This is a genomic window from Streptomyces sp. NBC_00461, from assembly GCF_036013935.1.
Taxonomy (GTDB): Bacteria; Actinomycetota; Actinomycetes; order Streptomycetales; family Streptomycetaceae; genus Streptomyces.
Window position 1 is genome coordinate 4,336,628 of sequence record NZ_CP107902.1, and the last position, 20,359, is coordinate 4,356,986.

At 71.1% G+C, this 20,359-nt stretch carries 16 protein-coding genes; 11 read left to right on the forward strand and 5 right to left on the reverse strand.

Annotated elements, in window-relative coordinates:
• Window positions 1-29: 29 nt before the first annotated feature.
• From OG870_RS20220 to OG870_RS20230, 3 genes are all read left to right on the forward strand, one after another.
• On the forward strand, window positions 30-791 hold the full coding sequence (locus OG870_RS20220; protein ID WP_266516296.1) for a GOLPH3/VPS74 family protein: 762 nt from the start codon (window positions 30-32) through the stop codon (window positions 789-791).
• A 399-nt stretch (window positions 792-1,190) separates the two neighbouring features.
• Window positions 1,191-2,048 carry a helix-turn-helix domain-containing protein gene (locus OG870_RS20225; RefSeq protein WP_266516297.1) on the forward strand — a complete coding sequence of 286 codons (858 nt, stop codon included), beginning with the start codon at window positions 1,191-1,193 and terminating at the stop codon, window positions 2,046-2,048.
• A 214-nt stretch (window positions 2,049-2,262) separates the two neighbouring features.
• Entirely contained in the window at window positions 2,263-2,454 is a 192-nt protein-coding gene (locus OG870_RS20230) for a DUF397 domain-containing protein (RefSeq protein WP_266516300.1), read from the forward strand.
• Between the two features lie 150 nt (window positions 2,455-2,604).
• On the opposite strand, the gene OG870_RS20235 is transcribed toward OG870_RS20230, so the two are convergent.
• On the reverse strand, window positions 2,605-3,444 hold the full coding sequence (locus OG870_RS20235; protein ID WP_266583727.1) for a hypothetical protein: 840 nt from the start codon (window positions 3,442-3,444) through the stop codon (window positions 2,605-2,607).
• A gap of 85 nt (window positions 3,445-3,529) precedes the next feature.
• Here OG870_RS20235 and OG870_RS20240 point away from each other — a divergent pair, with 85 nt between their 5' ends.
• The 3 genes from OG870_RS20240 (at window position 3,530) to OG870_RS20250 (ending at window position 6,820) form a co-directional block, all read left to right on the forward strand.
• Window positions 3,530-4,315 carry an SDR family oxidoreductase gene (locus OG870_RS20240; protein ID WP_266516305.1) on the forward strand — a complete coding sequence of 262 codons (786 nt, stop codon included), beginning with the start codon at window positions 3,530-3,532 and terminating at the stop codon, window positions 4,313-4,315.
• Between the two features lie 227 nt (window positions 4,316-4,542).
• Window positions 4,543-6,117 carry a sodium:solute symporter family protein gene (locus tag OG870_RS20245; protein WP_266516308.1) on the forward strand — a complete coding sequence of 525 codons (1,575 nt, stop codon included), beginning with the start codon at window positions 4,543-4,545 and terminating at the stop codon, window positions 6,115-6,117.
• A 97-nt stretch (window positions 6,118-6,214) separates the two neighbouring features.
• On the forward strand, window positions 6,215-6,820 hold the full coding sequence (locus OG870_RS20250; protein WP_266583724.1) for a DinB family protein: 606 nt from the start codon (window positions 6,215-6,217) through the stop codon (window positions 6,818-6,820).
• A 29-nt stretch (window positions 6,821-6,849) separates the two neighbouring features.
• Here OG870_RS20250 and OG870_RS20255 read toward each other — a convergent pair whose 3' ends face one another.
• Complete coding sequence (locus OG870_RS20255; protein ID WP_266583722.1) at window positions 6,850-7,968, reverse strand: ADP-ribosylglycohydrolase family protein; 1,119 nt, start codon at window positions 7,966-7,968, stop codon at window positions 6,850-6,852.
• Window positions 7,969-8,139: 171 nt separating this feature from the next.
• Window positions 8,140-10,530, reverse strand: coding sequence for a tetratricopeptide repeat protein (locus OG870_RS20260; RefSeq protein WP_266583720.1), 2,391 nt, complete (start codon window positions 10,528-10,530; stop codon window positions 8,140-8,142).
• Between the two features lie 138 nt (window positions 10,531-10,668).
• On the opposite strand from OG870_RS20260, the gene OG870_RS20265 reads away from it, so the two are divergent.
• The 5 genes from OG870_RS20265 to OG870_RS20285 all read left to right on the forward strand — a co-directional run bounded on the left by OG870_RS20265 (window position 10,669) and on the right by OG870_RS20285 (window position 17,113).
• The gene (locus tag OG870_RS20265; RefSeq protein ID WP_266516319.1) at window positions 10,669-10,977 is read left to right on the forward strand and encodes a trypco2 family protein; all 309 of its coding nucleotides are present in this window, start codon (window positions 10,669-10,671) and stop codon (window positions 10,975-10,977) included.
• A gap of 25 nt (window positions 10,978-11,002) precedes the next feature.
• Window positions 11,003-14,983 carry a tetratricopeptide repeat-containing serine protease family protein gene (locus OG870_RS20270; protein ID WP_266583718.1) on the forward strand — a complete coding sequence of 1,327 codons (3,981 nt, stop codon included), beginning with the start codon at window positions 11,003-11,005 and terminating at the stop codon, window positions 14,981-14,983.
• 4 nt (window positions 14,984-14,987) lie between these two features.
• Window positions 14,988-15,440 carry a DUF4913 domain-containing protein gene (locus OG870_RS20275; protein WP_266516325.1) on the forward strand — a complete coding sequence of 151 codons (453 nt, stop codon included), beginning with the start codon at window positions 14,988-14,990 and terminating at the stop codon, window positions 15,438-15,440.
• 71 nt (window positions 15,441-15,511) lie between these two features.
• The gene (locus tag OG870_RS20280) at window positions 15,512-16,024 is read left to right on the forward strand and encodes a DUF2165 domain-containing protein (RefSeq protein WP_266516327.1); all 513 of its coding nucleotides are present in this window, start codon (window positions 15,512-15,514) and stop codon (window positions 16,022-16,024) included.
• A 204-nt stretch (window positions 16,025-16,228) separates the two neighbouring features.
• Window positions 16,229-17,113: a pentapeptide repeat-containing protein gene (locus OG870_RS20285; RefSeq protein WP_266583716.1), complete on the forward strand. Its 885-nt coding sequence runs from the start codon at window positions 16,229-16,231 to the stop codon at window positions 17,111-17,113.
• A 6-nt stretch (window positions 17,114-17,119) separates the two neighbouring features.
• Here the strand turns inward: OG870_RS20285 and OG870_RS20290 are convergent, their stop codons facing one another.
• Together OG870_RS20290 and OG870_RS20295 are read right to left on the reverse strand one after the other, a co-directional pair.
• Window positions 17,120-17,683: a hypothetical protein gene (locus tag OG870_RS20290; RefSeq protein WP_266583714.1), complete on the reverse strand. Its 564-nt coding sequence runs from the start codon at window positions 17,681-17,683 to the stop codon at window positions 17,120-17,122.
• Window positions 17,684-17,758: 75 nt separating this feature from the next.
• Complete coding sequence (locus OG870_RS20295) at window positions 17,759-20,344, reverse strand: bifunctional FO biosynthesis protein CofGH (protein ID WP_266583712.1); 2,586 nt, start codon at window positions 20,342-20,344, stop codon at window positions 17,759-17,761.
• Window positions 20,345-20,359: the final 15 nt, after the last annotated feature.

The following is a 20,359-nucleotide window of genomic DNA, read 5'->3' on the forward strand; positions in this document are numbered from 1 at the left end:
CTGTCTTTCATCCACGCGGGGAGGCATGGATGGGCAGGAGCCGCAGAACAATTCCGGAGGAGCTTCTGCTGCTGGCGTTGGACCCGACCACGGGTACCACCGCACAGCCGCAGTCGCTCGACCTCGGTCTGGCCGGAGCACAGCTAGTGGAGCTGGCGCTGGCCGGACGGATAGCCCCAGACGGGGATCGTATCGCCGTGGTAGCCCCACGGCCGACTGGAGATCCAACTTTGGACTGCGCGTTGGAGTTGCTGCGAAGGCGCGGCGCTCCCGTACGTGCGGTGAACTGGATTGGCGGGCCGCGTCTCGGGCTGCGCCAGACCTACCTCTCGCATCTGGAGCGGTGCGGCATGGTGCATGCCGTGGCGGGTCAGATGTGCGGAGTGCTGCCAACGACTCGCTACCAGGCGACGGACACCGAGATCAGCCGGGAGATCAAGGCCCGACTGGATTCCGCGATCCGCACCGGCGTACCGCCGGACCCGCGGACCGCTGCGCTCGCCGCCCTGGCACACGCGGTCGGCCTCGGCAAGCATCTGTACCCGGGCAACGAGGGCCGGTCCTCACGTTCCCGGTTGCGGGATCTGATCAGGCACGACCCGATGGGCGGCCTCGTGGCGCACGCCGTGATGGACGTCCAGAACGGCGTGGCGGCCCAGCCGCGCCGCAGCCCGGCACCGGCTCCGGCCGGCCGCCAGGCCGTAGGCCCGGGCAGGTCCGCACCGGAACCGGCTCGTGGCGTTCCGATGCAACCGCACCGCGGTTCGATGGCGCGCGTCGTGGCCCACTGAGCCGCAGTCCCACGACGAGCAGCACGAACCGCAGCAGCACGCACGCACCATCACAGCATCACGTCATGACCCGCACCACGCACCGCAGCACCAGCACCACGCACCGCCGAGCGCCGCACCGAGCCTGAGAAGGCAGTCCCCATGAACCGGTACGGGAGCCGCTGGTCCGCGCGGGGCGGCGGGGCCGTTGCGCCACATCCGATCGTTCGGATGCCGTAACGGTTCCGCCGCCCCGCGCGGCCGCATGTGGAGGACGAAAAAGGCGAACTGGCGTGTGCGCAGCGCATATCCCCTGTTTCCCAGCGGTAGTAAGCACCTTGGTGGCAGTCTGCTCAACAGCAGATACGCAAAGTGGCAAATTACAGCTAGCGCAGGCACGCAGCCGGAGGTGCACGTCCCGTGGCGTCCAATGTCAATCCCACCGTCAGGCGACGCCGGTTGGGCCAGGAGCTGCGTCGGCTCCGTGAGCTCAAGGGCATGACGGCCGAGGAAGTGGCGGAGCGGCTGCTGGTGTCGCAGTCGAAGATCAGCCGGCTGGAGAACGGACGGCGCAGCATCAGCCAGCGCGACGTCCGCGACCTGTGCGGGGTGTACGAGGTGGAGGACCACCGGATCGTCGACTCGCTGATGCAGATGGCCAAGGACTCGCGCCAGCAGGGATGGTGGCACTCCTTCGGCGACATTCCCTACAGCGTGTACATCGGGCTGGAGACGGACGCGGCGAGCCTGCGGGTGTACGACCCCCAGGTCGTACCCGGTCTGCTCCAGACCCGGCAGTACGCGGAGGCACTGATCGCGGGCGCGTTGCCGGAGACGGCCGCCGCCGACGTCGAGAAGCGCGTCCAGGTGCGTCTGCGCCGGCAGGAACGAATCACCGCCCCGGAGAACCCGCTCCGGCTGTGGACGGTGATGGACGAGGCGGCGCTGCGCCGAGTGGTGGGCAACCGCTCGCTGATGCGCGATCAGCTGGAGCATCTCGTCGAGCAGTCTCAGCTGCCGCACGTCACCGTGCAGGTCATCCCCTTCGAGATGGGCGCCCACCCGGGACTCAACGGCCAGTACGCGATCCTGGAGTTCCCGGACGCGGCCGACTCCAGCGTGGTCTACATCGAGGGCGTCACGAGCGACCTGTATCTGGAGAAGGCCAACGACGTGCAGAAATACAGCGTGATGTACGAGCACCTGCGCGCGCAGGCCCTGAACCCGGACCAGTCACGGCAGTTCATCGCGGACATCGCGAAGGACTACGCGCGCTGAAGCGCCGCACCGTACACCTTCCCGGGGTCCCAGTGGAAGACCCACCTGGAATATGCCATCCAGTCGAGTGAATAGTCGCTTCGTAGGTCGAGGTTGGCGAGTAGCGTCGATCACGCCACCACACACCAAGGGTTGGCGCAAACCGCGCTGTGGGTTCGGAGACGAATCCGTCGTGCGGTGACAGCAACTCCACAACTGGTATTTCGGAGCAAAAATGGCAATTCGTCAGGGCGCCACGGACACGTGGACCAAGTCCTCGTACTCCACTGGCAACGGCGCGTGCGTCGAGATCAAGTCCCCCGTCCGCGCGGCGATGGCCGTCCGGGACTCCAAGGTCCACGAGGGCCCCGTACTCGCCTTCCCGGCCGCCGCGTGGAACATCTTCGTCGGCTCGATCAAGGCGTAGGGGGGAGGATCTTCTGATCCTCGGCCGCATACTCCTTCGACAGTTCCACAGGCAGCACCAGCAGCACAGGAAGAGCCCTCTCGTCCAGCTTCGCCGTCCTTGCCGAGGGGGCTCGGCTTGTGCCCCGGCACAGTCGTTCAGAGAAGTCGGTCAGCGCAGTCGGTCGACGTACGTGTCCGTCCCGGGCACGGTCGGGACGAACGGCGCCACCAGTTCCACCCTCCCCAGCCCCGCCTCCCGCACCGGCGCGTCCAGGTCCGCGAAGTACGCCTCCCAGCACTCCCGCGGGTCCGCCTGAAGGAACCACAGCAGGGTCAGCCTCGTCTCCACGCCCTCGACCTGCCTGACGTACGTCATGCGATCGCCGGGCAGCGGGGTCGGCCGGAAGACGGTCACCATCGCGGCCGGTGAGCCCGCGACCCGCTTGGGCAAGTGCCGCGAGCGCAGCCACCGGAGCAACTCCTCGCGCTGCTCCGCCGATTCGGCGTCGATCACCTCGACGACCAGGCCCGCGTAGGGGTGGTCGAGCGCGTGGAAGTCGCGGGGCCCCGCGGCGCCGTCCCGGTAGACCGTGGCCTCGTGGTCCTGGAACGCCGTGAAGACGTGCGTACGGTCGTGGTAGACCCGCGCGTCGCGGTTGAGGCGCTTGTTGATGGCGACGGTCCACTTCATGTGGTCGTCGTAGCGGCCGTCCGCGATCCAGTACGTGGAGATGTAGCAGCCGGCGGTGACCGGCTGGGCGATCGCCGACTTCTCGGGGTAGCGCAGGAGTTGCAGGTCCCGGGTCGCCACCCAGCGGCGCCCGGAGTACATCCAGGGCATGGCCATCGCGCCGGCGTAGTAGTGGTCGTCCTCGTACCAGCGGTTGTACGCGTACTCGTGGCCGGGGTGCGGTTCCACCATGGTGATCAGGGCGTGCCCCGGACGAACTCCGTACGGCCCCACGGCCGCCAGCTCGGCGTACATCTCACTTCGGGTGTCCTCGGACATGGGCGCTCCCCTTCCTTCGGCCGCCGGTCGCCCATACTCTGACGCCCCGTCAGACAATGCGCCAGAGGCAGGTCGGAGGTCGCTCATGTCGTTGCTCGCGGACAGGACGGTCGTGGTGTCGGGGGTGGGCGCCGGGCTCGGTCACCAGGTTGCGGCGGCCGTCGTGCGCGACGGAGGGAACGCGGTGCTCGGGGCGCGCACGGAGGCCCGTCTCGCCAAGAGCGCCGCCGACATCGATCCGGACGGGGCGCACACGGCGTACCGGGCGACCGACATCACGGACGAGGCGCAGTGCGACGCGCTGGCGGCGCTCGCCCGCGAGCGGTTCGGGCGGATCGACGCGGTCGTCCATGTGGCCGCCTGGGACAGCTACTTCGGCGGCATCGAGGACGCGGACTTCACGACCTGGCAGTCCGTGATCGACGTGAATCTGCTGGGGTCGCTGCGGATGACCCGGGCGTGCCTGCCGGCGCTGAAGACGTGCGGGGGCTCGGTGGTGTTCATCGGGACGCAGTCGTCGGTGGCGGCCCCCACACAGGTGAAACAGGCGGCGTACGCGGCCTCGAAAGGGGCGCTGACGAGCGCGATGTACTCGCTGGCGCGCGAACTCGGCCCGCACCGCATCCGCGTCAACACCGTTCTGCCGGGCTGGATGTGGGGACCTCCGGTCCAGGCCTACGTACAGTTCACGGCCCACACGGAAGGCGTCCCGGAGCCCGACGTCCTGAAACGGCTCACCACGCGCATGGCGCTGCCGGACCTCGCGACTGACGCGGACGTGGCGGACGCGGCCGTGTTCCTCGCCTCGGACCGGGCGCGCGCGATCACCGGGCAGTCGCTGCTGGTCAACGCGGGGGAGCTGATGCGCTGAGGGGTCGGTTCCCACACATCCAAATGTTCATGTCCGTGAACTAAGGTCAGCAAGACGAACATCTTTACTCCCTCTTGACCTTACGTCCGCTTGTCGTGTCCGCGCAACCGCACCCACGATGAGCGGGCGCTTCGCGGCCTCTCCCGGCTTCCCTCGCCTCCACCCCGCTCAAGCGAAGTGCCAGCCAACTGAGCGGAGTTCACAAGGCGGACCCTGGAAGGGGGCACATGAACAGTCTCGACTGGGCCGTCCTCATCGGCTACTTCGGCGTGATGGTGGCGATCGGCGTCTGGTCGCACAAGCGCGTGGACAACGTCAGCGACTTCTTCACGGCCGGCGGGAAGATGCCGTGGTGGCTGTCCGGCATCTCGCACCACATGTCGGGCTACAGCGCGGTGATGTTCACGGGCTACGCGGGCATCGCCTACACCTACGGCGTGACGTCCTTCGTCACCTGGTCCTTCCCGATCGCGCTGGGCATCGCCATCGGCTCGAAACTGTTCGCGCCGCGCATCAACCGACTGCGCTCCAGGCTCCATGTGGCCTCGCCCCTGGAGTACTTGAAGAACCGTTACGACCTCAAGACCCAGCAGGCGCTGGTCTGGTCCGGCATGTTGCTGAAGATCGTGGACGTGGCCGCGAAGTGGGCGGCGATCGCGACCCTGCTGTCCGTCTTCACCGGCGTCACGCTCAACCAGGGCATCCTCATCACCGGCGCGATCACCGCCGTCTACTGCACCATCGGCGGCCTGTGGGCGGACGCGCTGACCGAACTGGGCCAGTTCGTCATCCAGTTGCTGGCGGGCGTCTCGATGTTCGTCGCCGTCGTACTGAAACTGAACGACAAGGGCATCGGATTCCTCGACGCCTGGGACGAGCCGGCCCTGCACGGCCACGGCAAGGCCCTGGTCGGACCGTACGGAACCGTCTTCCTCCTGGCCTTCCTCTTCATCAAGCTCTTCGAGTACAACGGCGGCATGCTCAACCAGGCCCAGCGCTACATGGCGACGGGCAGCGCCCGCGAGGCCGAGCGCTCCGCGCGGCTGTCGGCGGCGCTGTGGCTGGTCTGGCCGGTGGTCCTCTTCTTCCCGATGTGGATGTCGCCGCTGCTGGTGCACGCCGCGAAGCCCGACGGTTCCGACTCGTACGGCCTGATGACCGAACAGCTGCTGCCGCACGGCCTGTTGGGCCTGGTCATCGTCGGCTTCTTCTCGCACACCATGGCCATGTGCTCCTCCGACGCCAACGCGATCGCGGCGGTGTTCACCCGGGACGCGGCGCCGGTGCTGTCCCGGCGGGCCCGGGAGTGGGGCAGTCGCACCGCCCTGATCGCGGCCCGTGTGACGACCGTGGTCTTCCTCGGCCTGTCCATGGCGGTGGCGACCCAGGTCAACTCCCCCGCCTTCAAGGACATCATCACCGTCGTCATCAAGTGGGTCGCGGGCCTGATGGGCCCGATCGCGATCCCGATGATGCTGGGCCTGCTGCGCGGGTTCCGCCGCTCCGGCCCGACGGCGGCGCTCACCAGCTGGTCGATGGGTCTGCTGGCCTTCTGGCTGGTCAACTACCCGATCAACTGGAGCGTCGACGGCGGCGTCCCGCTCGAATACCAGGTCTCGGTCCCGTTGGCCGTCTCCCTGGTCCTGTACGTCCTGATCGGCTATCTGAAGCCGGAGGACACCCCGGACCGCCTCGCTGTCATCGACCGCATCAACACGGACGACGACAGCGCGGCGGTCGCCGTACCGGCCCCGGCGGGCGGCGTGGAGGACGCGGTGGGCCGCACAACGGTGAAGGACTGACCACCGACGCGACACGGCAATCCGTTTCCCCGGTCCCTCCGTGGAGGGGCCGGGGAATTGCCGTGCCCGAAGATCGCCCGAGCGGCAGACTGGCCGTATGACCGCATCCGATCCCAAGGCCGACCTCCTGCGCTATCTGCAGGACGCCCGTGACGCGCTCCTGTGGAAACTCGAAGGACTCTCGGAGTACGACGCCCGGCGCCCGCTGACGCCGACCGGCACCAACCTCCTGGGCCTGGTCAAGCATGTGACCTTCGTCGAACTGGGCTACCTGGGCGACACGTTCGGGCGTCCCTCCGGCAGACCGCAGCCCTGGTCCGCCGACAACCCCGATCCCAACAACGACATGTGGGCCACCGCCGAGGAATCGCGGGAGCACATCGCCGACGGCTACCGCAGCGCATGGGCCCACTCGGACGCGACCGTCGAAGCGCTGCCCCTGGACACGGTCGGCACGGTGCCCTGGTGGCCGGACAGCAACGAGATCACGCTGCACCACGCCCTGGTACGGGTCATCGCCGACACCCACCGGCACGCCGGACATGCCGACATCCTCCGCGAGAACCTGGACGGGGCCGCGGGCATGCGCCGGGACAACTCAAGCCTGCCGTCGGACGATTCGGCGTGGTGGAAGGAGTACCGGGACCGGCTGGAGCGGGTGGCCGAGGAAGCGGCTCGCACGGCGCAGGACGGCAGGGCGTAAGGACGGCAGGGCGTACGTAGGACGGCCGGTCAGCTGCCCCGCGGGTACCTGGCGAGCCAGCCCGGCGCGGAGCCGGCCGGCCCGTGCAGGGCCGGGCCCTGGGTCATCTCCATGGCGAAGTCGTCGGCCAGTTCGAGGAGGGTGGCGCGGCCCTCCAGTTCGGCCAGCCAGGCCGGCGGGACGGCGGTCTCGCCGTGCAGGGCGCCCAGGAGGCCGCCGGTCACGGCGCCCGTCGCGCCGGACGGGCCGTCGTGGTTCACGGCGAGGCACAGCCCGAGCCGGACGTCCTCGGCGACCAGCGCGCAGTACACGGCGGCGGCCAGCACCCCCTCCGCCGTACCGTCCCCCGCCAGCTCGGCGACCCGGGCCGGTGTCGGCATCCCCTGCCGTACCGCGCCCAGCGCGTGCTGCAGCGCGTCCGAGACGGACTGGTGCCCCGGCCGCGCGGCCAGCAGCGCGAGCGCCCGCTGCACGGCGCCGTCGAGGCTCTCGCCACGGGCCAGACCGTGCACGATCACGGCGTACGCCCCCGCCGAGAGGTAGGCCATCGGATGCCCGTGGGTCTGCGCCGCGCACTCGACGGCCAGCTGGACCACCAGCTGCGGCTCCCAGCCGACCAGCAGCCCGAAGGGCGCGGAGCGTGCGGTCGCCTCGGGTCCGACGTCGCCCGGGTTCTTGGGCGCGTCCAGGGTCCCCATGGTCTCGTCGCCGAACCCGAGCAGCAGTGAGCGGGCCGGGTCCCGGCGGGCGTACAGCCACTCCTCGCGCGCCAGCCACCCGTCGTCCTTGCGGCGCTCGTCGGGCCCCCAGTCGCGCTGGGTGGCCGCCCAGCGCAGATACGCCCGGTGCAGATCGGTCGGCGGATGCCAGGCGCCCGTGTCCCGCCGCACCTGGGCCCGTATCAGCCCGTCCACGGTGAACAGGGTGAGCTGCGTGAGATGCGTGACGGCGCCGCGTCTGCCGTATGCGGGGGCGAGGTCCACGACACCCTCGGCGCCGTACGCCGCACGGATCTCGTCGAGATCCAGCCCGTCGACGGGTGCTCCCAGGGCGTCCCCGAGGGCGGACCCGAGCAGGGCCCCCCGCACCCGGCTGCGGAAGTCCTGCTGCTCGGCACGGCCCCATATGGCCCCGGCTGTCGCACTCACCAAGACCTCCCCGACGGCACCGCCCGACGCATGACAGCTCAGCACTGTAATCGAACGGGAACGGTCCGTTCAGGGGGCGGATTGCTATGTGAGATGTGACCTGAGTGGTCCCGAGTGATCAGTTTTCACCCTTACCGGGTGACATGGCAGACGTGGACGCACTGACCGCGTTCACGAGGCTTCGAGGACCGCCTCGCGCTGCTCGCGCGCCCAGGGGTAGTCCGGGTTGAGTTCCAGGGCTCGGTCCAGGGAGGCCAGCGCCTCCTCGTGGCGTCCCAGGTTGAGCAGCGAGGCGCCGCGGCTGGCGTGGGCCGACGCGTAGTCGGGGTCGACGGCGAGCGCTTGGTCGTAGGCGGCGAGGGCCTCCGTGTCGCGGCCGGCCACCCGCAGGGCGTCGCCGCGTTCGCAGTGGCCCCAGCCCCAGTCGGGCCAGAGGGTGAGGGCGTGGTCGAGGTCGGCGAGCTGGCGGGTGTGGTCGCCGAGGCCGCGCCAGACGCGGGCGCGGCGGCCGAGGGCCCAGGCGTAGTCCGGCTTGAGTTCGAGGGCGCGGTCGAAGTCCGCGAGGGCCGCGTCGAGCCGGCCCAGGCGCTCACGGGTCGCGCCGCGGGAGGCGCGGGCGAACGCGCTGGTGGGGTCGAGCCGGATGCCCTCGGACAGGTCGCGGAGCGCTTCCTCGGAATGGCGCAGGAGGCGGTGGAACTCACCGCGCAGGATGATGTTCCACGGGTTGTCCGGCTCCAGGGCGACCACCCGGTCGTAGAGGCCGAGCGCCGAACGGTGATCACCACGGACCTGGCTCAGCGTGACGGCCTTGGCGCGCAGGGCCCGCACCAGGCCGGGATCGAGGTCGAGGGCGTGGTCGTACTCCTGGAGCGCGCGCTCGTTGTCGCCGTCGCGCGAGAGGGCCTCACCCCGCGCGGCGTGGGCCCGGGCGCGCCACGGCTCGTCGGTCCGGGCCCGGCTCAGCAGCAGGCGCAGCGCCTCGGCGATCCCGCCCTCCGCGAGGGCCTCGGACAGGTCGCGGCCCCACGCCCGTACGGCATCCGCGTCCGTGTCCTCGCCCGCCTCGGTCAGCAGCCTCGCCCAGCGCCGGGCCGTGTCGTCGCCGTGGTCGCAGGAGGTGACGAAGTCCTCCAGGGCCGTGGGCAGTGCGGCCCGCGGCGTCGCGCACAGGAAGTGGTACGACTCGGCGAGGCGCAGCTCCCGCCAGCGCTCCTCCTGCCGGAACTCGGCGGGTTCCAGGCCCTCTTCGGCCTCCTGGCGCCACCTCGCGAATGTGTCGGCGAGCCGCCCGTGCCGCTCCGTCCACCCTCGCGGGGACCGGCTGCGCTGCAACCGAAGCATCGGCGTCCGTACGACGTCGTGGTACTGCGCTCGCGCTCCGCGCTCGTCGACGAACGGCAGGCCTCTCAACCATCCGTACAGTGCGTCGAGTTGATCGTCCGGGCAGTCGACGACGGCCCGGAACACGTCCGCGTCAAGGCGCCGCGGCAGTGCGCAGGCCAGCGCGACCGAACGCCGTACGGGATCGCGCTCCCACTTCAGGAACCGTTCCACCGCGTCGGCGCTCGGGTCCCCCACACCTCCGGGGTCGACGGGCCGGGTCCGGGCGAGGGTGGACACGAGCACCGGGAGGCCGGCCGTCAGCCGCAGCACCTCCGCCACCACGGGCTCGTCCACGACTCCCTCACCGGCCAGCAGGTCCCGCGCCTCCGCCTCCGTGAAGGGCCCCAGCGGCAGCTCGGTCATGAAGTCCGCGAAGCCGCCCCAGCGGGCCGTGCCGAAGGGGCGCTGCCCGGCCGTCACCACCATGGTGGTGGCGGGCAGGGTGCCGTATCTCTCGGTCGCCATCAGGTCGTGCAGCCAGCCGTCGAGGAACGGGCCGGTGCGCTCGTACGTGTCGAGGAACAGGACGAGCCACGGTGCGGTGTCCGCCGCCTCCGCGAGTTCGTTCAGCAGCACCGGGGTCAGGACGCGCTCGGGGGACAGCACGATCTGCACGTCCTCCTGATTGCGGAAGCGCGCGCTGAGCCCGGCCCGCAACCGGTCGGCGCCCTGGGCGAGTTGACCGGCGTCGACGGCACCGACGAAGGGGCCGGCGCCGGGCAGCAGCCCCAGTCCGGCGAGGCCGACGCGGACCGCCGTCGCGGTCACGGCGGAGGGCCCGTCGGGCTCGGGGTCCAGGGCCGCCAGGGCCGCCTCCGCCTCGTGCCGCCGCTCGCGGTGCGCGGCCAGCAGGCGGTCGAGTTCCTTGAACCTGGCTCCCTGCCCGGAGAGTTGCCGGCTGATCGCCGCCATCGCCTCCGGTACGCTCCCGGCGCTCTCGTCGACGTATGCCGTCAGCGCCCCGCGCTCCCGCGCGATCTGCTCCAACTCCCTGACCAGGAAGGTCTTTCCGACGCCCGCGTTGCCGTGCACGTGGAAGAGGAAACGGTGCCGCTCGTCCTCAGGGGGGAGGTCGAAGTTGGCCCGGAACGCGGCCCGTTCGTCGCTCCGTCCCACGAATCCGGCCCGCCTGCGCTGCCGGATCAGCTCCTGCATCGACGGCCGCGTCGGCCTCATCGGTCCCACCCCCGTAGCCGGTCCCGTGTAAGTCTCGCAGAGATGTTCACTGCCTTTGGTCGCCGACAACCCATCGCCGACCCGGAATCTCTACGATGCAGATGTATGCGTGCGATGACGGGGTGACGGAGGGTGAGCATGCCACGGGGTGGGCACGACGAGGACTGGCTGGACCTGGCTGACGCCATCGAGGTACTGCGAAACCAGCTGTCGGAGGCGCAACGCCGGGGTCAGGGCTCCCCGCTGCGCTTCGTGCTGGGCGAGATCACGGCGGAGTTCGAGATCGAGCTGGTGAGGGCGAAGAACGGCGGCGGCGCGCTGCGGTTCGGCGTCGTGGAGGCCGACGCCCGCCGGGAACGCTCGGCGCGGTCCACCCAACGCGTGACCCTCCGGCTGACCCCGGAGCAGGGCGGCAGCGGGCCCGTGGCCGTGAGCGACGTCGAGTGAGCCGGGTGACTCAGGGGGCGGCCCGATGCAGCTGAAGCAGGTCGTCAAGGTCCGCGGCGCGGGTTTCGGCACGGGCTATCTGATCGCGCCGCGGCTCGTCCTGACCGCCGCGCATGTGACGCCGCCGCTCCACGGGCGGGCGGAGATCGTTCTTCCCGAGTCGGACGATTCCGTCCCTGCGGTCGTGCGGTGGCGAAGGCATGACGACACCGTGGACGCCGCCCTGCTGGAGATCCCGGCCGACCTGGACTGGCCGACGCCCGAGCCGCTGCGCGGTCCCCGCGGCCGGCGCCCGCAGCGCTGGGGGCGGTTCGTGACGGGCGGCACCCAACTGCGGGTCTCCCTCGCGGGATTCCCCCGGCAACAGCGGACCAGCACGGTCCGGGACGGGGAGACGCTGATCAGCCGGGGCTGGGAGGCGCCCACCGGCTGGGTCAGGCCGCATGGCGGCACGAACCCCTTCGAGATCCTCGACGACGCCGGCACGCTGGCGGTCGACACCAAGGGACTCGACTACGGAAGGGCCGCGAAAACCACCTCCTGGTCCGGGATTTCGGGCGCGGCAGTCTTCCCGTACGGGGAGGAACTGCTGCTCGGCGTGGTGCGGGACGACCTCCGGCCCAGCCATGGCACCCGGCTGGCGTTCACCCGCAGCGAGGACCTGCTGGCCTCAGCCGAGTTCCGCGCGGTGGTCCGCGAGGCGACCTCCGTCGACCCGACGCCCGAACCGGCCGAGCTCACCGGCCTGTTGGAGCCGACGCCGCCCAAACGGGAGGTGACCTCCCCCACCATGCTGCTGCGGGCCGACGCCGAGGTCGTGTCGTTCCACGGCCGGGAGGACACGCTCACCGAGCTGGTGCAGTGGTGTGTGACAGATCGGGACGGTCTTCCCTCCGTCCGGGTGCTCACCGGCCCGGGCGGGCAGGGCAAGACCCGGCTGGCCAGGCAGCTGACGGCGCGGATGCGGGAACGCGGCTGGGTGGCCGGCCAGGTGGTCCGCGAGCCCCTCGACCTGCGGGTGCTGCGCACCGTCCAGCGCCCGCAGCTGCTGGTCGTCGACTACGCCGAGACCCGGCCCGAGCTGGTCAGGGAGCTGCGGGAGCAGACCGAGCGGGCCGGGCACACGGTGCGCCTGCTGCTGCTCGCCCGTTCGCTCGGCTCCTGGCAGATCAGGGCGACCGGCGCCCTGCGCGAGATCAGGCTGCACGCGCTCAGTCCCGCCGCCGCCGACCGGGCACACTCGTTCCGGACGGCGGCCCGCGACCTCTCCCGACGCCTGGCGGAGGTGACGGGCGAGACGGGCGTCGACTGGCCCGGCGTCGCGGACGCCCTCCCCGCGGCCCGCCCCCAAGGGAGCACAAGGACCGAGACGGCGCTGACCGCGCAGATGGCGGCACTGGCCGCCCTGCTGAGCCGGGTGCGGATCACCCCGCAGGACGGGGAGCCGCTGGAGGCCGAACTCCTGGGCCACGAGCTGAAGTACTGGCTGGAGAGCGCGGACGGGTGGGGCATGGGGCGAAGAGAGAAGAGCCTGCTCGACGTCGCCGTGGCGGCGGCCGTGCTGTGTCCCGTGCAGGACGAGCGGGAGGCCCGCGAGACCCTCGCACGACTGCTGCCCGACGAACCGCCGTCGCTGAGGGCGAACATCGCCGCCTGGCTGCGCGAGGTGTACCCGCCGTCCGAGGACCGTTACTGGGGCCAGTTGGAGCCGGACCGGCTCGCGGAGTACCACGCCTCCGACCAGGTCATCCAGGACGCGGGACTGCTCGGGAGGCTGTTCGCCCACGCCCCGGACCACCAGCGGGTGCAGACCCTCACCGTGCTGGCCCGGTCCGCCGTGGCCCACGTCAACGAGGGCCGCCCGGACAAGGCGCGCATCGTCATCGACCGGCTGCGCGAGGCGCTGCGCTCCGTGCCCGCCGACGTGCCGCTGACCGCCGCGATGCTGCGCGCGCACTCCGACACCCTGCCGGAACAGTCCCACGTACTGCGCGAGTACGCGCTCGACGTCGCCCGCGAACTGAGCCGTCTGTGCCACGCCACGGGAGACGATCCGCGGGCGCTCGGGGAGCGCGCGTGGGCTCTGCACAACCTGGCCGAGCGGCACCTGGCGGTCGGTGACTGGGAGGACGCGCGGGAGGCGGCCGGCGCCGCGGCGGCGATGCGCGCACGGACGGCGGACGACGGGGCGACGACGCACCGCACGGAGTGGGCCGACTCGCTGCTGGTGCTCTCGCGTGCCCTGAGCATGACCGGGCGCCTGATGGAGGCGCACCAGGCCGGGGACCAGGCCCTCGCCCTCTTCCGCGCATTGGCGGCGGAGGACGGCGAGGAGGGGGAGAAACGCGAGCACGGCCTGGTGCGGGCACTCGTCAACCAGTCGCGGGTGGTCTGGCAGCTCGATCCGAACGCGATCTCCTTCGACCAGATCGCCAGGTCCGACGACCACACCGACGAGGCCGTCCGGCGGGCCCGCGAGCTGGCGGACCGCCACCCCGATCTGGATCCGCTCCTGCTCCCCGACGCTCTGGTGGCACGGGGCACGAGTCTGTGGCGTTTCCAGCGGCATGCGGAGGCGTTGGCGCTGAGCGAGGAGGCCGCCGAGACCGCTCGGCGGCTGGCGGGGGAGAACCCGGACGCCTACACCGCCGACCTCGCGCGTGCTCTGATGGGCCTGGCGGTCGACTCCAGCATCGCCTCGCGGCCACGCGGCGAGCCGATGGCGCTCGTACAGGAGGCGATCGGACTGCTGCGCCCGCTGGCCCGGGATCTTCCCGCCGTCCACCGCTCCACACTGGCGCAGATGCTGCACAACCTCGCCTGGGAGCAGAGCGAGGCCGAGGACCTCGCGGCGGCACAGGAATCCATCGCGGAGGCCATCAGCCATCGCCGGGACCTGGCGCGCGATCCGTACGGGACCGCGGTGCCGGCCCTGGCCCAGTCGGTGAGCGCGCTCGCCTACTTCCATACGGACGCGGGGGACCACCGAGCGGCGGTGGAGCGTTTCGAAGAGGCTCTCGACATCTACGCAGCGGCCCCACGGCCGCTCAGCGCAAGCAACTTGAAGGACCGCTCCGGAACGGCTCTCTCACTCGGTCTCGCCTACGACGCGCTCGACCGCCCGACGGAGGCGCTGGCCGCCCTGAATCAGGCCCTCGACATCCGGCGCCGCCTCAGTGCGTACGCCCCCAGCCTCTACGCACAGGGGTACGCCCACACCCTCCACGACAGCTCCGACCTGTACCGCAGGCACGACCGGCAGGTCGCGGTACGCATCCTGCTGCGCCAGGCGCTGCCGCACTACCGCCGCCTGTCCCGCGAGGACGAACGGGGACGTCAGGGGCTGGCCTTCTGCCTGCACGACCTCGGCAGCAGCTATGCGGCGGCCGCCTGGGGAGTGACCGCCGCCCGCGCGGTTCCCGTGCTGCGGGAGGCGTACGAGCTGCGGGTGGAGCTCTCGGCCCAGGACCCGGGACACGAGGTCCACCTGGCCGACACCTGCGCGCAGTTGGGCCGTGCACTGATGTCGACGAGCCGCTTCCACGAGGCCGTCCGCATCGCGGAGCACGAGGTGCGCCTTCGGCGCGGGCTTTTCGGCACGGACCCGGCCGGCCAGGAGCAGGCTCTCTACCTCGCCCTGTTGCGGCTGGCCGAGGGGCAGGCCATGACGGGACACGACGCCGCCGCCTGGCAGACCGCCCTTCAGGCGGAGGAGGCCTGCCGGGCGCTGACCGATAGCCCCGGTCTCCCGCCGGTCCGGATCGCGTTCCTGCTGCAACGACTGGCCCGGGCGTTGAGCCTGTGCGGCAGGCAGGACTGGCGCCGGGCCGTCCGTGCCGTGGAGCCGGCGCGGCGGGCCGTCCGCATCTGTCGCGGCCTGGTGGATCAGGACCCGGACCAGGCCCAGGCCGACCTGACGTGGAGTCTCCGCGTGCTCGCCACCGTTCTGGACCGGGTCGGCCGCCACGACGAGGCCGTCGAAGCACAACTGCGAAAAGGAGCATGACGCCATGACGTCACCCCGCGACGAGGGTCAGGACGAGTCGCTCGACGACATCCGACGCGACGAGCAGGAGGCCGCCCGCTCGGGAGAGCTGTTCTACGGCAACGTCAACGAGTTCGTCGTCGACCGGCTGGTCTATCTGCTGACCCCGCCCGCGCCGGCGTCCGGACGGGTCTGGTGCACGGAGTGGTACCGGCACGCTCAGGCGCTGTCCCGGCTGGACTCCCTGTGGCGGGCCTGGGAGATGCTGCGCTTCGATCCCTCTCTGGGCATGTCGAACTGGTGGCTCCACCACGCGGACCCGCACTGGGCTGCCCTGACGGACCCGGTCACGGGGCCGTTCGCGCAGTGCGTGGGCGGCCACCGCACGCCTGCGCCCGTGCAGGTCATGGAGCCGCCGGACGGGCTCTTCTTCGACCAGAGGCAGTCGCCGTCCAGGGACCCGTTCGCCCTCGACTGAGTGGCCCGGGCCGCCCTGCAATCTGGCTCAACAGGCGTAGCCGGACCGGTCGTCACGAGAAGATGGCTGTCATGTCCACCAACACATCCCCCCATACCCGGGCCCTCTCGCTGACCGCCGCACTCCTCACCGCGAGCGTCGCCCTCTACATAGCCCTCGTGGCCTTCGGCAACATCACGGACTTCGGTACCAACCAGGCGTTCGTACAACACGTTCTGGCCATGGACACCACGTTCAAGGACGACGACCTGATGTGGAGAGCCATCACCAACAAGGGCCTGCAGAACGCTGCTTACGTCCTCATCATCGTCTGGGAGACCCTGGCCGCCCTCGTCCTCGCCTACGGCACCTGGCTCTGGTCCCGCCGCGACCACACCCGCGCCCGCACCGTCTCCACCTACGGCCTGCTGATGCTCCTGCTGCTCTTCGGCGCCGGGTTCATCGCGATCGGCGGGGAGTGGTTCTCCATGTGGCAGTCGAAGACGTGGAACGGGCTGGAGGCGGCAACCCGCGTCATCGTGTTCACCGGGTTCGTCCTGATCGTGAACCACCTGCCGTTCCGGGACACGGACAAAACCGCCTGACCGTTGCCACGACAGGACCCCCACGTGCGTGGGGGTCCTGTGAACCCAGCAGGTACATCCGCGTCCCGCCGACCGCGTTCCGTTCAAATAGCAGGCATGACCAGGGGCATACCGCGCGCGGGGGCACGCAGCAGACAGCTTCGGAGAATCGCGGAGCGCCGGGCTGGAGCGGGCCCATCCGCCGGGCAGCGGGCCGGAGTTCCGGTGGGAGCGCGTCGGCCGGGACAGCGCCGGAGGGCGCCGGAGCGCAACGGCGCCCGTGCCGCCCTGCCGACGGCCGCCGGAGCGGGGGATCCGTGGCAGCGGGCGGGTCTCGTCGCGGCGATGCTCCCGGGGCTGGCGGCGGTCGCCGCACTGGTCTTCACCTGGGTGTCCGTGTGGCAGGTGTCCCAGGAACTGACCATCTCCCAGCAGGGACAGAGCGCGGACCGGTTCGACAGGGCCATCGAGCGGCTGGACGACGGCTCCGCGAACATCCGCCGAGGCGCCGTCTTTTCACTGCAGGGCGTGATGGAGGACTATCCGCGGCTCCAGCCCGCGGTGATCTCCGCCCTGTCCGAGTACATCCACGACCATGCCTCCAAGAAACCGGTCACGCCGGACAAGGCGCCCGACATCCAGGCGGCGCTCTCCGTGCTCGGCCAGCGCGACCCGGCCCACGACCGCGGCCGCGCCATCGATCTCAGAGGCGTCCGGCTGGACGACATCGACCTCAGGCGGGCCAACCTGGGCGGGGCGAACCTCGCCGGCGCGGTCCTCTCCCACAGCAACCTGGAGGGCTCGGTACTGTCCGGCGCCGACCTTCACGGCGCCGTCCTCAACGCCACCGTGCTGACCGGCGCGGACCTGTCCAACGCCCGCCTCGACTCCGCCCGGTTGAGAGCCGCGGTCCTGGTGAGCGCGGATCTTCGCAACGCCTCGCTGCACAAGGCGGACCTGCGGAAGGCGGACCTGACCGACGCGGACCTGGGCGGAGCCGATCTCAGCGCGGCGGAGCTCGCCGGAGTCGACGGGGACCCGCCGACGTCGCAACCGAGCGCCACCCCCGGCTCCCCGCGCCCGGCCGGCCCGCGGGACGCGGCGCGATGACCGGCGTCAGCCGACCACCACGACCTTCGTCGCCGCCGTCCCGAACGTCCACACCGCCGAGCCGTCCGCCGCCCGCATCCGGATACCGCCCGTCGGGGTTCCGGAGGCGGGGGGCGGTGAGGTGCCGTCGACCGCGTTGGAGAAGGCGATGTTGGAGCCGGACCTGACCGTGAAGTACACGATGTGTTCGATCTTCACGCCGTCGGAGCCGGTGATGGGACCCTCGGTGCGCGTGCCGACCGTGTAGGTGCCGGGGTCGGGGCTGACGGTCCCCGGCCACACCGCGAAGGCACGGCGCGTCGCGTCGCTCGCGTCGACCAGCCACACCGTCTTCTGCCCGAGGGAGTAGACGATGCGCCGCCCGGTGCCGGAGCCGTCCGGCACCGTGGCCGGTGCCCTGGACCTGGTGGGCTTGGGATGCGCGCCCGCCGACGCCGACGCGCTCGGCCGGGCGGCGACCGCACGGGGCTTGGCCCCCTTGTCGGCCTGTTCGGCCAGGACGACCACAGCGGCGATCGCTCCCACCGTGAGACCGGTCACCCAGACCTTCGGGGCTGGCACGGCACGCATCTCCTCAGCTACGGATCCCCGTGGAGGAATCCCCGTCGTAGGAATCCCCGTCCAACGGGGGTCGGATCATCGTACTCAGTCCAGGACCGGCAGCAGCTCCGGCAGATGCCCGTCCGACACCGCCGCGGCCCGCTGCCGCTCCTGGGACACCTCGCCGTACAGCGTCGTGCGCGGCTTCGCCGGACGTCCCGCCGCCTCGGCCACCGCGATCAGGTCCTTGACCGACTTGTAAGAGCCGTAGGAGGAGCCCGCCATGCGGGAGATGGTCTCCTCCATGAGGGTGCCGCCCAGGTCGTTCGCGCCGGAGCGGAGCATCTCCGCCGCGCCCTCCGTGCCCAGCTTCACCCAGCTGGTCTGGATGTTGGGGATGTACGGGTGCAGGAGGAGCCGGGCCATCGCCGTCACCGCGCGGTTGTCGCGGGTCGACGGGCCGGGGCGCGCGATCCCCGCCAGGTACACGGGCGCGTTCGTGTGGATGAAGGGGAGGGTCACGAACTCCGTGAAACCGCCGGTCTGTTGCTGGATCCGGCCCAGGGTCCGCAGGTGCCCCAGCCAGTGCCTGGGCTGGTCCACGTGGCCGTACATCATCGTCGACGACGACCGGATGCCCAGCTCGTGCGCGGTCGTGATCACCTCGATCCATGTCGCCGCGGGCAGCTTGCCCTTGGTCAGGATCCAGCGGACCTCGTCGTCGAGGATCTCGGCCGCCGTCCCGGGCATGGTGTCCAGGCCCGCTTCCTTCGCGGCGCTCAGCCACTCCCGGATCGACATGCCGGTGCGCGTCGCGCCGTTGACCACCTCCATCGGCGAGAAGGCGTGTACGTGCATAGCAGGGACGCGCTCCTTCACCGCCCGTGCGATGTCGAAGTACGCCGTCCCCGGCAGGTCGGGATGGATGCCGCCCTGCATGCAGACCTCCACCGCGCCCACCTCCCACGCCTGTTGGGCGCGGTCCGCGACCTGGTCCAGCGACAGCGTGTAGGCGTCCGCGTCCGTGCGGCGCTGCGCGAAGGCGCAGAAGCGGCAGCCGGTGTAGCAGACGTTGGTGAAGTTGATGTTCCGCGTGACGATGTACGTCACGTCGTCGCCGACCGCCGACTTCCGCACGTCGTCGGCGATCCGCGTCAGGGCGTCCAGCGCGGGGCCGTCCGCGTGCAGCAGGGCGAGGGCCTCCTCGTCCGTGAGCCGCGTCGGGTCGTCGGCGGCGGTGCGCAGTGCCTCGCGCACGTCCGTGTCGATGCGCTGGGGCACCATCCCGGGTGCCGCCGCCTCCCGGAGCTCGGCCCAGTCGCCGTACACCTCGTCGAAGTCGTCGCGGCGGTCGGACGTACGGCCCTCGGTGTCGATGGAGGCGTGCAGGTCCGTACGGCCGGAGGAGATGAAGGCCTCCTCCGGTTCCTGCCACGCGTGGCCCTCGACCACCGCGTCGGGGAGCGCCAGGCCCGTCTCGGGGTCGGCCAGCGCCCGTACGTGCGGGCGCAGGCGCGGGTCCAGCCAGGGCTCGCCGCGCTGTACGAACTCCGGGTACACGCAGAGGCGTTCGCGCAGCGAGAAGCCGGCGGCCTGCGACCGCGCGGCCAGCTCCTCGATCTGCGGCCAGGGGCGCTCGGGGTTCACGTGGTCGATCGTCAGCGGCGACACCCCGCCCCAGTCGTCGATGCCCGCGCCGATCAGCCGCTCGTACTCGGAGTCCACCAGGTTGGGAGGGGCCTGGAGGCAGGCGCTCGGACCCATGATGAGCCGGGCCACCGCCACCGTCGCCACCAGTTCGTCCAACTCGGCGTCCGGCATGCCCCGCATCGCCGTGTCCGGCTTGGCGCGGAAGTTCTGGATGATCAGTTCCTGGATGGAGTGGTAGGCCCGGGACACCTTCCGCAGCGCGAAGAGGGACTCGGCGCGCTCCTCGTACGTCTCGCCGATGCCGATCAGGATCCCGGACGTGAAGGGTACGGAGGAGCGGCCCGCGTCCTCCAGGACGCGCAACCGCACGGCCGGTTCCTTGTCGGGGGAGCCGTGGTGCGGGCCGCCGGGCTCGGACCACAGGCGGGTGGCGGTCGTCTCCAGCATCATGCCCATGGACGGGGCCACGGGCTTGAGCCGCTGGAAGTCCGTCCAGGACATGACGCCCGGGTTGAGGTGGGGCAGCAGGCCCGTCTCCTCCAGGATGCGGATGGAGATGGCCCGGACGTAGGCGATCGTGTCGTCGTAGCCGTGCGCGTCGAGCCACTCGCGCGCCTCGGGCCAGCGGTCCTCGGGCTTGTCGCCGAGGGTGATCAGGGCTTCCTTGCAGCCGAGCGCGGCACCCTTGCGGGCGATGTCGAGGACCTCGTCCGGGGACATGAACATCCCGTGCCCGGCACGGCGCAGCTTGCCGGGGACGGTGACGAAGGTGCAGTAGTGGCACTTGTCCCGGCACAGGCGGGTGAGGGGGATGAAGACGCTCTTCGAGTACGTGATGACGCCGGGGCGGCCGGCCGCTTCGAGGCCCGCGTCACGGACCCGGCCGGCGGACGCGGCGAGGTCGTCGAGGGCCTCGCCGCGGGCCTGGAGGAGGACGGCCGCCTCGGTGACGTCGAGGGCCACGCCGTCCCGGGCACGTTTGAGGGCACGACGCATGGAGTTCTCGGTGGGGCCGGTTCCGGAGGTCGCGGAGGTCGTCATCCTTCGAGCATACGA